The following is a 12,173-nucleotide window of genomic DNA, read 5'->3' on the forward strand; positions in this document are numbered from 1 at the left end:
GCGGTGCCCCGCGGTGCGGTGCCCCGCGGTGCGGTGCCCCGCGGTGCGGTGCCCCGCGGTGCGGCGCCCCGCGTGGCGGGCCCCGGGGAGGGAGCCGAGAATGGGAGGGCCGGACCGCGCCCCGTGCCGTCACCCGTCGGGTGGGGGCCGGGGCGGGTCGGGGTGGGCCCGGGTCGGGGCTCGCACTCCAGGGACCACAGGTGATGGCACATGTGCCGATGGCTCGCGTACTCGGGAACGCCCATGTTGCTCGACACCATCCTGTACAAACCCGCCCACTCGCTGATCGATCAGAGCCTGCACTCGAAACTCGGTGTGGAGACGACGAACGGCGACGGTTTCGGCGTCGGGTGGTACACGGAAACGGAGGACAGCGAAACACCTGCCGTCCTGCGTGACATCGGACCGGCGTGGAACAACCGGAACCTGAGGGAGATCGCGGACCACGTCCGCTCCCCGCTGTTCTTCGCGCACATCCGCGCTTCCACCGGCACGGCCGTGCAGCAGACGAACTCGCACCCCTTCCGGCACGGCCGCTGGATGTTCATGCACAACGGCGCCGTCTCCGGTTTCCACCTCATGCGCCGCGAACTCTGCATGCTGGTCGACCCGGCCCTGTTCGCCGAGATCGAGGGGACGACGGACTCCGAGGTGATGTTCTACCTGGCCCTCACCTTCGGTCTGGAAGAGGACCCGCCCACCGCCGTCGCCCGCATGGCGGGTGTGGTGGAGCGGGCGGGCCGTGACCACGGCGTGGAGTTTCCCCTGCAGATGACGCTCGCCATCACCGACGGCGTACGGATCTGGGGCTTCCGCTACTCCAGCGGGCACAGCTCCCGCTCGCTGTTCTACAGCAGCCGGGTCGAGACGCTGCGCCGACTGCACCCCGACAAGGCGTTCCTGCGGGGCATCTCCGACGAGACCCGGCTCATCGTCTCCGAGCCCCTCGGTGACCTGCCCGGCGCGTGGAACGAGGTACCGGAGAGCACCTACGGCGTCGTACGGCCCGACGGCGTCGACGCCCTGTTCCCCTTCCACCCGGCGGCGGTCTGACGCACGCTCCCGGCGGCCCGTCCGGGCCCGGCGCGACGTGCGCCCGTCCGGCTCACGGCCGGTCCAGCGCCGGGTCGATCACGGTCTCGCCCCGGGAGGCGCGGCGCAGCGCGTCCGCGAGGTCGTCGACGGGTCCGTCGCGCAGGACCAGGCCGGCCGCGCCCGCCGCGAGGACGGCATCCAGCAGGCCCGGCCGCGTCGAACCCGTCAGGACCAGGATCCGGCATTCCGGATCGTCGGCCAGCAACGCGGCGACCGAGGCCGGGTCCTCGACCAGGGCCACCACCGGGCGGGCCGTCAGGTCCCGGACGACCTCGATGTCCGGCTGGAGGCCGAGGTGCACGGCCAGGGCCGGGTTCGCCGGGTGCAGCAGCACGCGCAGGGACCGGGCGGGGCGGCGCGCGGAGGGCATCTCTTCCACCCCGGAAGGGTAAGTCCGGGCACCGCCCCCGAACGGCAACACGCGTGACGGAAAGTGCGTCTGACGTGAGGTCAGGAGTCTTCCCAACTGCTGGGGCGTGCGTTATACATTCCCTCACCAGCCCTAGAACGCGTTCTAGAACGCGGTCCGGGGCCGGTCCCGCATACGACCTCGGTGCGGCCGACGGTGCGGACGGCCGCACCGAGGTCTTCCAAGGCCCCGACGGCCTCGGTTTCCGACGACCCCTGGGTTCCGGTGTCCGGTTTCTCGCGGGCCCCGGTCTCCAACGACAGGGAGCAGCAGCCTCATGCCGATCGATGCCGCCAGGGCCCTCGCCGCCGAACCCCGCCAGGGGGACATCGGCTGGGACCACAAGGACATCCAGCTCTACCACCTCGGACTCGGCGCGGGCCTGCCGGCCACCGACCCGGACGAGCTGCGCTACACCCTGGAGTCCAAGCTCCACGTGCTCCCCAGCTTCGCCACCGTCGCCGGCGCCGGCATGGCCATGCTCGGCGGACTCGCCGCACCCGGCATCGACGTGAACCTCGCCTCCGTCCTGCACGGCGGCCACTCCATCGAGCTGCACCGGCCGATCCCCGTCAAGGGGCGGGCCACCTCCACCTCCAAGGTCGCCGCCCTGTACGACAAGGGCAAGGCCGCCGTGATCGTGCTGCGCTCCGAGGTCGCGGACTCCGACGGGCCGCTCTGGACCAGCGACGCGCAGCTCTTCGTACGCGGCGAGGGCGGTTTCGGCGGCGAGCGCGGGCCCTCGGTGCGGTCGGACCTGCCGGAGCGGGCCCCCGACCGGGTCGAGGAGCGCCGCATCCGGGAGGGCCAGGCCCTGCTCTACCGGCTCTCCGGCGACTGGAACCCGCTGCACGCCGACCCCGAGTTCGCCAAGCTCGCGGGCTTCGACCGGCCGATCCTGCACGGCCTGTGCTCGTACGGGATGACCCTCAAGGCGGTCGTCGACACCGTGCTCGGCGGCGACGTGTCCCGGGTCCGCGCCTACCGGACCCGCTTCGCCGGGATCGTCTTCCCCGGCGAGACGCTGCGCATCCGGATGTGGCAGGAGACCGACCGCGTCCTGATCGCGGTCACCGCCGTCGAACGGGACGACGCGCCGGTCCTCGCCGACACCGTCGTCGAACACGCGTAGGGCGCCGCCGCAGCCATCGGGCGACGAGGCGACGAGGCGACGAGGCGGCGAGGCGACGAGGCAACGCACCCACGCACCGCAGCAACACAGTCGGACCGACCAGAAGGAGCCGCACCGTGCGCGCAGCACTCCAGAGCGAGATAGGCCAGGACAAGCTGGAGGTCGTCGAGGACATGGAGGCCGTCGGTCTCGGTCCCGGCAAGGTGAAGATCCGCATCAGGGCCACCGGCCTGTGCCACTCCGACCTCTCCGCGATGAGCGGCGTCCTGCCCCAGCCCGCGCCCTTCATCCCCGGCCACGAGGGCTCCGGGGTCATCGCCGACGTCGGTGACGGGGTCACCCACCTCAAGCAGGGCGACCGGGTCCTTGTCTGCTGGCTGCCGCCGTGCGGGGACTGTCCGTCCTGCAAGCGCGGCCAGGGCCACCTGTGCCTGGCGAGCCTGGTCAACGCGGGCACCCCCAACTTCCGTCGGGCCGGCGGGGACATCTTTGGTTTCGCGGCGACGGGCACCTTCGCCGAGGAACTCGTCGTCGACGCCAAGTGCGCCGTGCCGATCCCCGACGACGTGCCCTTCGACATCGCCGCGCTCATCGGCTGCGGGGTCACCACCGGACTCGGCGCGGCCATCAACACCGCCAAGGTGGAGGCCGGTTCCTCCGTCGCCGTCATCGGCTGCGGCGGCGTCGGCATCTCCGTCATCCAGGGCGCCAAGCTCCAGGGCGCCGCCCAGATCATCGCCGTCGACCCGGTGGAGTCCCGGCGCGAGGCGGCCCTGCGCTTCGGCGCGTCGGAGGCCATCGCCCCCGACGCCTTCGACGACGCCAAGAACCGGATCACCTCCGGGGAGGGCTTCGACTACGTCTTCGAGGTCGTCGGCAAGTCCGCCACCGCGCAGACCGCCTACCGGATGACCCGGCGCGGCGGCAGCGTCGTCATCGTCGGCGCGGGCGCCCTCGACGACACCTACCAGATCGACATGTTCTCGCTGTTCTTCGACGAGAAGAAGATCCTCCCGTCGATGTACGGCGGCGGGGACGTGCTGCGCTCCTACGAGCGGACCATCGCCCTGTGGCGGGCCGGCCGGGTCGACCTCGCCGGCCTGATCACCCACCGGGTGAAGCTCGCCGAGATCAACGAGGCCCTCGACCAGATGCGCACCGGCACGGCCCTGCGCACCTGCATCGAACTCTGACCCGCGGCGAACCCACCGTAGCGAGCCCCGACCCGTAGCGACCCCTGACCCGCATCGAGAGGAACCGTACGGATGTCACTGCCACTTGAGGGACTCTCCGCCATCGTCACCGGCGCCGGACGCGGCCTCGGCCGGGCCGAGGCGATCGAACTCGCCCGGCTCGGCGCGAGCGTGGTCGTCAACGACTTCGGGCAGAGCGGCCGGGACGGCTCCGGGGAGGCCTCCGCCGCGCCGGCGGAAGAGGTGGCCGAGGAGATCCGGGCGGCGGGCGGACAGGCGGTGGCGCACCTGGGCGACGTGGCCGACTTCGAGCAGGCCCGGGAACTCGTCGCCCTGGCGGTGTCCCGCTTCGGCAAACTGGACGTCCTCGTCAACAACGCCGGGATCCTGCGGGACCGGATGGTCTTCTCCATGTCGGAGGAGGAGTGGGACTCGGTGATCCGGGTCCACCTCAAGGGCCACTTCAACACCACGCACTTCGCCTCGGCGCACTGGCGGGAGCGGTCCAAGGCGGCGGGCGGCCCGGTCTACGGCCGGATCGTCAACACCTCTTCCGAGGCCTTCCTCGGCGGTTCCGCCGGTCAGCCGAACTACGCGGCGGCCAAGGGCGGCATCGTCGGTCTGACCACCTCCACCGCGCTGGCGCTGGCCAAGTACGGGGTCACGGCCAACGCCATCTGCCCGCGCGCCCGCACCCGGATGACCGAGGACGTCTTCGCCGGCTTCCAGGTCCCGGAGGAGGGCAGGTTGGACGCCCTCGCCCCCGAGCACGTCGCCCCGCTGGTCGGCTACCTGGCCTCCCCGGCCTCCGCGAAGGCCAACGGGCAGCTGTTCGTGGTGCACGGCGGCATCGTGGTCGTGATGGAACGCCCGCGGGTGGCCGCCAAGTTCGACACCACCAAGGAGGCCTTCTCCTACGAGGAGCTCGACGAGGTCCTCACCCCGCACTACGACTCCCGTCCGGCGGACGAGACCTTCGCGGCGACCGAGGTACTGGGCCTCAAGCACGACTGACCGCCACGGAACGCGGAGGGGCGGCGGCCGGGGTGGGGACCCCCGGGCCGCCGCCCCGCCGTGTCCGCTCCGGTCGTGCCCCGCGCGGGCGTGTCCGCAATGGCTCAGTCCAGGAAGCCGAGCGCGTCCCGCAGGTCGGCCGGGCGGCGGTAGTGCACGCCCGTCATCCCGAGTGCCTCCGCCGCTTCGACGTTCTCCCGCCGGTCGTCGACGAACAGGCAGCGGGCCGGCGGCGTCCCCGCCCGCGCGAGCGCGATCTCGTAGATCTCCCGGTCCGGCTTGACCACGCCGACGCGGGCGCTGCTGACGACGTGGTCGGCGAGGCCGGTCAGGCCCATCGTCTCCAGGTCGTCCTCCAGGTCCAGGGTCGCGTTCGTGATCAGGACCAGCGTGAGCCCGGCCGCCCGGGCCTCGCGCAGCGCTTCGACGGTCCCGTCGTCCGCCGCGAACGGGGCCCCCGCCAGCGCCGAGGCCAGCTCGTGCGCCCGCTCCTCCGGGAGACCGTGCGCGCCGGTCAGCCCCTCGGTGACGGACTCCACCCACTGGGCCGGGGTGATCCGGCCTCGCATCAGCGGACCGTCGCGCTCCGGAGCGAACGCGACCTCCGAGGTGGCGCCCTCGGGCAGGCCCGCGCGGCGTTCCAGCCCGGTCAGGCGCGTGGAGTCGTAGAAGCGGATCACATTGTCGACGTCACACAGCACCGCGTCGAAGGGGCGGGTCGCACCACCGGATGCCGGACCACTGGATTCGGAGATCGTCACCGCCCCTGCCTACCAGGGGCCGGTCGAACCTCAACCGAGCGGGGCCTGTTGGAGCGGGACCGGCCGGGGAGCCGGCTCCGGCGGCGGGTCCAGCCGCACCGGCGGGTCCAGCCGTACCGGCGGGTCCAGCCGTACCGGCGGAGGCGGGGCGACGGGCCGGCCCAGGCTCATGATGCCGCAGGGGACCTCCGGGACGGCGTACGGGAGGTGCAGCCGGCCCTCCGCCGTCCACAGGCCCGTACCGCCCAGCCAGCCCTGCGGCGCCGCGAGCCGGAACACGTGCCGGTCGGCGGGATGCCACAGCGCGAGGCCGGCCTCGCCCACGCGCAGCGCGACCCCGCAGGTCTCCGGCATCAGGACCTGGCCCGGCTGGACCGCGAACGGGGTCGCCTCCTCCTCCAGCCGCAGGCACTCCGGGAAGCGGACGGGCCGGGCGCTGCCCAGCACCCCCCAGCCGAGCCGCGTCTCGCCCGGGGCGTCCGAGCGGATCACCAGCAGCCCGCTGTCGGGGGCGGCCAACAACAGCCGGTCGTCACTGTCCTCGGAGATCTGCAGCAGCGGGCTGACCGCGCCGGCCAGGTCCACGGCGACGGTCTTGGTCCGCCCGTCCAGTTCCCGGTCCAGCGCCAGCAGCCGGCCCGCCCGGTCCAACCAGACACCGCCCGAGCAGAGCCCCGGGACGTGGGCGACCCGCTGCGGGCCGGCGGGATGTCCGGCCACCTGCCAGACGGTGCTGTCCTCGGCCCCCACGGTCAGGGCGTAGGCGCGGATCCCGTCGGGCGAGGGGGGCAGCAGGGTGACCCGCAGCCCCTCCTGGGCCGGGATCGCGCCGAGGACGAGCTCCCCGGTGCGGGGCCCCGCCCCCGTGCCCGTCGGGTACAGCAGGGCGAACACGTGCCGGTCGGCGACCCGGCGGTGGATCAGCACCCGCCCGTCGGCCAACGGCAGCACCTCGCTGTCGGCCTCCTCCGGCTGGGCGAGCGGCAACGGCACCGCGTACGCCTCCGGCCCGGCCAGCGTCCAGCGTTCCGGGTAGCGCGCCTCCCCCTCACCGGCCAGCCGAGCGGCGTACGCGCCGTCGGCGGTGATCGTGAACGGGTCGGTCCTCGTGATCTCGATGGCGCAGACAGTCATCCGGGCCGTCACCTCCGCTGAGGAAGCTAGTTTCGTCCCCCCTGCCGAACCACAGGTCGCAGCAGGCTTCACACGTACGGGTGGCCACGGGGTGGTTCGCCCGCAGAAGAAGGCACGTTTGTGCTGTTGCATATCGGGGCGTTTGGGGTACGGGCGCGCTGAGGTGCGTCCCACCGCGCCGCGCATCCGTCCCTGCGCCCGCCGCCCACCCCGGGCGCCGAGCGGCGTTCCGCGGACGTACACACCCCCCGGCCGGGCCCTGAGCGGCCCGGAGGCGAAGGGGGGCCCGAAAAAGGGGCGGTAGCCTTGGCCTGTGCCCCGTCTCTCTGAAGTCATCGCCGCGCTGGACGCTCTCTGGCCCCCCTCGCGGGCCGAGGAGTGGGACGCGGTCGGAACCGTGTGCGGCGACCCCGACGCCGAGGTGTCCCGCGTGCTGTTCGCCGTGGACCCGGTCCAGGAAATCGTCGACGAGGCGGTGAAGCTGGGAGCCGACCTGATCGTCACCCACCACCCCCTCTACCTGCGCGGGACCACGACCGTCGAGGCGGGCACCTTCAAGGGCCGCGTCGTGCACACGCTGATCAGGAACGAGATCGCGCTCCACGTCGCCCACACCAACGCCGACACCGCCGACCCCGGCGTCTCCGACGCCCTGGCCGGCGCCCTCGACCTGCGGATCACCGGCCCCCTCGTGCCCGACCCCACCGACCCGACGGGCCGCCGCGGCCTCGGCCGGATCTGCGAACTGGACCACCCCGAGACCCTGAGCGCGTTCGCCGCCCGCGCCGCCGCCCGGCTGCCGCACACCGCGCAGGGCATCCGCACCGCGGGCGACCCCGACGCCGTCATCCGTACCGTCGCCGTCAGCGGCGGTTCCGGCGACAGCCTCTTCGCGCAGGTCCGCGCCGCCGGCGTGGACGCCTTCCTCACCGCGGACCTGCGTCACCACCCGGTGTCCGAGGCCCGCGCGCAGAGCCCGCTGGCCCTCGTCGACGCCGCCCACTGGGCCACCGAGTGGCCCTGGTGCGAGCAGGCCGCCGCCCAGCTCGACGCGATCTCCGAGCGCCACGGATGGGGTCTGCGGACCCACGTCTCGCGCACGGTCACCGACCCCTGGACGGCGCACGCGCCGTCCGTCACACCCCCTTCTCACTCAGGAGCCCCCAACTGAACGCCGAGCCCGCCGACCAGATCCGACTTCTCGACATCCAGGCCCTGGACGTCCGGCTGTCTCAGCTCGCCCACAAGCGCAAGTCGCTGCCCGAGCACGCCGAGGTCGACTCCCTGACCAAGGACCTCAGCCAGCAGCGCGACCTGCTCGTCGCCGCCCGGACCCAGGCCGGCGACGCCGCCCGCGAACAGACCAAGGCCGAGCAGGACGTCGACCAGGTGCGCCAGCGGGCCGCCCGCGACCAGCAGCGCCTCGACACCGGCGTCGGCATCTCGGCCCGCGACCTGGCCAACCTGCAGAGCGAGGTCGTCTCCCTCGCCAAGCGCCAGGGTGACCTGGAGGACGTCGTCCTGGAGGTCATGGAGCGCCTGGAGGCCGCGCAGGAGCGCGTCACCGGCCTGACCGAGCGCGTCGCCGCCCTGGAGACCAAGCTGACCGACGCCACCGCGCGCCGCGACGCCGCCACCGGTGAGATCGACGACGAGGCCGCCCGGATCTCCAAGGACCGCGAGGTCATCGTCGGCTCCATGCCGGACGCCCTGATGGCCCTGTACGAGAAGATCCGCGTCAAGCAGGGCGGCGTCGGCGCCGCGCGCCTGTACCAGCGCCGCTGCGAGGGCTGCCGGTTGGAGCTGGACATGGCGGAGATCAACGAGATCAAGTCCGCGGCCCGCGACCAGGTCGTCCGGCACGAGAACTGCGGCCGCATCCTCGTCCGTGCGGCGGACTCGGGCATCTGATGCCGCACTTCGTCGTCGAGGCGGACGGCGGATCCCGGGGCAACCCGGGGCCCGCCGGCTACGGCGCGGTCGTCCTGGACCCGACGACCGGTGAGACGCTCGCCGAGCGCGGCGAGTTCATCGGCGTCGCGACCAACAACGTCGCCGAGTACAAGGGCCTCATCGCGGGCCTGAAGGCGGCGCGCGAACTGGCGCCCGACGCGACGGTCCGGGTCCGGATGGACTCCAAGCTGGTCGTCGAGCAGATGTCCGGCCGCTGGAAGATCAAGCACCCGGACATGAAGCCGCTCGCCGCCGAGGCCGCGAAGGTCCTGCCGCGCGCGCAGGTCACCTACGAGTGGATCCCGCGCGAGCGCAACAAGCACGCCGACCGGCTCGCCAACGAGGCGATGGACGCGGGCAAGCGCGGCAAGCAGTGGGAACCCTCGGCCTCCACGGCCGTCTTCGCGGCCCCCGCGACCCCCGCCGGGCCGCCCGGCGACGCGGCGAAGGGCGCCGCGGCCGTCCGCGCCGCCCTGGCCGCCGGCGGAGCCACGGGCGCCCGCACCCCCGATACCGCCCCCGACACCGCCGCGGCGCTCTCCGTCGCGGCCGGCGAGTCCGCGCAGTCCGGGACCCTGTTCGACGACGGGACCGCCCCCGGCGGCCCCGCGGCGGAGCCGCGGGCCGGGAAGACGGGCACGGGCACCGGCTGGGGTCCCGACATGGGCGCGCCGGCCACGTTCGTGCTGCTCCGGCACGGCGAGACGGCCCTCACCCCGCAGAAGCGGTTCTCCGGCAGCGGCGGCACCGACCCCGAGCTGTCCCCGGCCGGCCGCCGGCAGGCCGAGGCCGTCGCCGCCGCGCTGGCCGCGCGGGGCACCGTACAGGCCGTCGTCAGCTCACCGCTGCGCCGCTGCCGGGAGACCGCCCAGGCCGTCGCGGACCGCCTCGGGCTCCCCGTCACCGTCGAGGAAGGGCTCCGCGAGACCGACTTCGGCGCCTGGGAGGGGCTGACCTTCGCCGAGGTGCGCGAGCGGTTCCCGGACGACCTGCAGGCCTGGCTGGACTCCGCGAAGGCGGCGCCCACGGGCGGCGGCGAGAGCTTCGCGGCCGTCACCCGCCGGGTCTCCACCGCCCGCGACCGCCTCACGACCGCCCACGCGGGCCGCACCGTCCTGCTGGTCACGCACGTGACCCCGATCAAGACGCTGGTCCGCCTCGCCCTGGGCGCCCCGCCGGAGTCCCTGTTCAGGATGGAACTCTCCGCGGCCTCCCTGTCGGCGGTCGCCTACTACGCCGACGGCAACGCCTCGGTCCGCCTCCTGAACGACACCGGCCACCTGCGCTGAGCGCCGGGCCGGGCCGGTAACGCCGAGAACCCCCGCCGTCCCGGCGGGGGTTCTCGTACGTGCGCCGTCGGGCGCGAAGGAGGGGTACGGCAGACGAGCCGGCCTGTACGCCGGGTTCTGTCGCCCGGAGACCTCGCGGTCGCCGGGGAGACGGCCATCCATCTAGGACCGGCGTTGCCACCGGCCTCGTGCGGTCTACCCGCGGACATCGGGCGGGCAGCCCTCGGTCGTCCGCGCAGACCCGTCCGGGGACGGATCCTCTTGACCTTGCTCCGGGTGGGGTTTACCTAGCCGCCTGAGTCACCTCAGGCGCTGGTGGTCTCTTACACCACCGTTTCACCCTTACCGAGGACCGAGGTCCCCGGCGGTCTGTTTTCTGTGGCACTGTCCCGCGGGTCACCCCGGGTGGCCGTTAGCCACCACCCTGCCCTGTGGAGCCCGGACGTTCCTCGGCGGGATCCGGGGACCCCGACGCGGCCGCCCGGCCGACTCGTCTGTCGTGCCGACCATGCTACCGGCTGTCCGTGGCGGCTTGACCTTGCCGCAGCGTCAGGGTTTCTACTGAGGGGCATGCGGATCGGATTGATCGCCGCGCTCGTCGGGGTCACCACCCGGGCGATCCGGCACTACCACCATGTCGGGCTGCTCCCGGAACCGGAGCGGCGCCCCAACGGATACCGGGCCTACACCGTGCGCGACGCCGTCCTGCTGGCCCGCGTACGAAGGCTCACGGAACTCGGCCTCAGCCTGGACGAGGTGCGCGACGTGCTCGCCGACGACGCCGGGCGCGAACTGGCCGACGTCCTGCGGGAACTCGACGCCGACCTCGCCCGGCAGGAGGCCGAACTGGCCGAACGCCGGCGCCGGCTCGGCGTACTGCTCGCCGCCGGCCCCGGCGAGGGCGAACCCGTGTCGCCCGCCCTCGCCGCGCTGCTGGCCCAGGCACCGCCGACGGAATCGGCCGCGGCCGCCAAGGACCGCGAGCACCTCACCCTGCTGGACGGCGCGGGCGCCGGAGGAGAGGCCGTGTACGCGGCCCTCGGGCAGGTCGCCGCCGGCCCGGGGATCCTCGAACTCTACGAACGGCTCGACGCGCTCGAAGGGGCCGCGGCCGACGACCCGCGGATCGGGCCCCTCGCCGACGCGCTGGTCGCGGCCGTCCCCGAGGAGGTGTTCGCCGCGATCCCCACCGACGGCCGAGTGCTCGCGGAAGGGGTCAAGGAGGCGCTGCTCGCGGACTACGCCCCCGCCCAGGCCGAGGTCGTCCGCCGGGTCATGGACGCCTTCACCCGGCGCGTGGACGAGGGCGGCCGGCGATGAGCGCCGTCCGCGCGGCCCGCGTCGCGGCCACCGCCGTCATACCGGCTGAGCTGCTCCTCGTCCTGTGCGTCGCCTCCGGTGTCCGGCTGCCCGGCTGGGCCTTGGCCGCCACCGAGGCCCTCGTCCTGGGGGTGCTGCTGCTGGAGGCCCGGGTCATTCGCTCCCTGTACGGGGCCGCCCGCGCCCGCGGCGCCGACCCGGCCGGGGCCCGCCGGGAGGCGGTACGGGCCGTGGTGCCGGTCGCCGTACGCCGGCTGCTGCTGCACGAGCTGCGCGCGGTCGCCTCGTTGGGTCGGTGGGTGCTGCGCCGCGAGCACGGGGTCCGCCCCGGCGACGTCACCGCCGGCTACACCGGACCGCAGACGGCGATGATGTACGGCCTGGTCTTCGTGTCCGTGGTCGAAACCGTCGCCCTGGCGTTCCTGATCCCCTGGCCGGCCGTGCACCGGGTGGTGCTGGTCCTCGACGTGTACGGGATCCTGCTGGTGCTGGCCCTGCACGCCGCCTGCGTGACCCGACCGCACGTGGTGCGCCCCGACGGGTCCCTGCGGATCCGCTACGGGGCCCTGTTCGACCTCACCGTCCCGGCGGACGCGGTGACCTCGGTCCGGGTCGACCGCCGCTACCCGGAGGGCCGACTGGTCACCCTGTCCGACGACCCGGAGGGGGGCGACGCCGAGGTGCTGGACCTGATCGTGGGGAGCCAGACCACGGTGACCCTGGAGCTGAACCGCCCGCTGGAGTTCCGCCGCCCGCTCGGCGCCCGCGCCCGGGCCCGGACGATCCGCTTCCACGCCGACGACCCCCGCGCGCTGGTCACCGCCCTGCGGCAACCCGCACCCCCGTGATCCGGCCCGACATCCGGTGCAGGGC

12 protein-coding genes and 1 other RNA gene are annotated in these 12,173 nt (G+C 73.7%); 9 read left to right on the forward strand and 4 right to left on the reverse strand.

Annotated elements, in window-relative coordinates:
• The first annotated feature begins 210 nt into the window (after positions 1-210).
• Complete coding sequence (locus tag AB0D46_RS11790; protein WP_362877148.1) at positions 211-1,053, forward strand: class II glutamine amidotransferase; 843 nt, start codon at positions 211-213, stop codon at positions 1,051-1,053.
• A 52-nt stretch (positions 1,054-1,105) separates the two neighbouring features.
• Here AB0D46_RS11790 and AB0D46_RS11795 read toward each other — a convergent pair whose 3' ends face one another.
• Entirely contained in the window at positions 1,106-1,465 is a 360-nt protein-coding gene (locus AB0D46_RS11795; RefSeq protein WP_362877265.1) for a DNA-binding response regulator, read from the reverse strand.
• 316 nt (positions 1,466-1,781) lie between these two features.
• Here AB0D46_RS11795 and AB0D46_RS11800 point away from each other — a divergent pair, with 316 nt between their 5' ends.
• From AB0D46_RS11800 to AB0D46_RS11810, 3 genes are all read left to right on the forward strand, one after another.
• On the forward strand, positions 1,782-2,636 hold the full coding sequence (locus AB0D46_RS11800) for a MaoC/PaaZ C-terminal domain-containing protein (RefSeq protein WP_362877149.1): 855 nt from the start codon (positions 1,782-1,784) through the stop codon (positions 2,634-2,636).
• A 116-nt stretch (positions 2,637-2,752) separates the two neighbouring features.
• A complete protein-coding gene (locus tag AB0D46_RS11805) occupies positions 2,753-3,829 on the forward strand; it encodes a Zn-dependent alcohol dehydrogenase (RefSeq protein WP_362877150.1) in 1,077 nt (358 codons plus the stop codon).
• A 72-nt stretch (positions 3,830-3,901) separates the two neighbouring features.
• Positions 3,902-4,843, forward strand: a complete 942-nt coding sequence (locus AB0D46_RS11810) for a 3-oxoacyl-ACP reductase (RefSeq protein ID WP_362877151.1) — start codon at positions 3,902-3,904, stop codon at positions 4,841-4,843.
• A gap of 104 nt (positions 4,844-4,947) precedes the next feature.
• Here the strand turns inward: AB0D46_RS11810 and AB0D46_RS11815 are convergent, their stop codons facing one another.
• Both AB0D46_RS11815 and AB0D46_RS11820 read right to left on the reverse strand, forming a co-directional pair.
• A complete protein-coding gene (locus AB0D46_RS11815; protein ID WP_362877152.1) occupies positions 4,948-5,604 on the reverse strand; it encodes an HAD family phosphatase in 657 nt (218 codons plus the stop codon).
• Positions 5,605-5,634: 30 nt separating this feature from the next.
• Positions 5,635-6,738: a hypothetical protein gene (locus tag AB0D46_RS11820; protein ID WP_362877153.1), complete on the reverse strand. Its 1,104-nt coding sequence runs from the start codon at positions 6,736-6,738 to the stop codon at positions 5,635-5,637.
• A gap of 313 nt (positions 6,739-7,051) precedes the next feature.
• On the opposite strand from AB0D46_RS11820, the gene AB0D46_RS11825 reads away from it, so the two are divergent.
• From AB0D46_RS11825 to AB0D46_RS11835, 3 genes are read left to right on the forward strand one after another with little or no spacing between them, the layout of a single operon-like run.
• Positions 7,052-7,909, forward strand: coding sequence for a Nif3-like dinuclear metal center hexameric protein (locus tag AB0D46_RS11825; RefSeq protein ID WP_362877154.1), 858 nt, complete (start codon positions 7,052-7,054; stop codon positions 7,907-7,909).
• Entirely contained in the window at positions 7,906-8,649 is a 744-nt protein-coding gene (locus tag AB0D46_RS11830) for a C4-type zinc ribbon domain-containing protein (protein ID WP_362877266.1), read from the forward strand. The genes AB0D46_RS11825 and AB0D46_RS11830 overlap by 4 nt, the downstream gene beginning before the upstream one ends.
• The gene (locus tag AB0D46_RS11835) at positions 8,649-9,980 is read left to right on the forward strand and encodes a bifunctional RNase H/acid phosphatase (protein WP_362877155.1); all 1,332 of its coding nucleotides are present in this window, start codon (positions 8,649-8,651) and stop codon (positions 9,978-9,980) included. Before AB0D46_RS11830 ends, AB0D46_RS11835 begins: the two co-directional genes overlap by 1 nt.
• Before the next feature lie 90 nt (positions 9,981-10,070).
• Here the strand turns inward: AB0D46_RS11835 and rnpB are convergent.
• An RNA gene (gene rnpB / locus AB0D46_RS11840) (RNase P RNA component class A) lies at positions 10,071-10,473 on the reverse strand.
• A 77-nt stretch (positions 10,474-10,550) separates the two neighbouring features.
• On the opposite strand from rnpB, the gene AB0D46_RS11845 reads away from it, so the two are divergent.
• Together AB0D46_RS11845 and AB0D46_RS11850 are read left to right on the forward strand one after the other, a co-directional pair.
• Entirely contained in the window at positions 10,551-11,300 is a 750-nt protein-coding gene (locus tag AB0D46_RS11845; protein ID WP_362877156.1) for a MerR family transcriptional regulator, read from the forward strand.
• Entirely contained in the window at positions 11,297-12,148 is an 852-nt protein-coding gene (locus AB0D46_RS11850; RefSeq protein WP_362877157.1) for a hypothetical protein, read from the forward strand. The genes AB0D46_RS11845 and AB0D46_RS11850 overlap by 4 nt, the downstream gene beginning before the upstream one ends.
• The last annotated feature ends 25 nt before the right edge of the window (positions 12,149-12,173 follow it).

Source organism: Streptomyces sp. NPDC048383 (genome assembly GCF_040651775.1).
GTDB lineage: Bacteria > Actinomycetota > Actinomycetes > Streptomycetales > Streptomycetaceae > Streptomyces.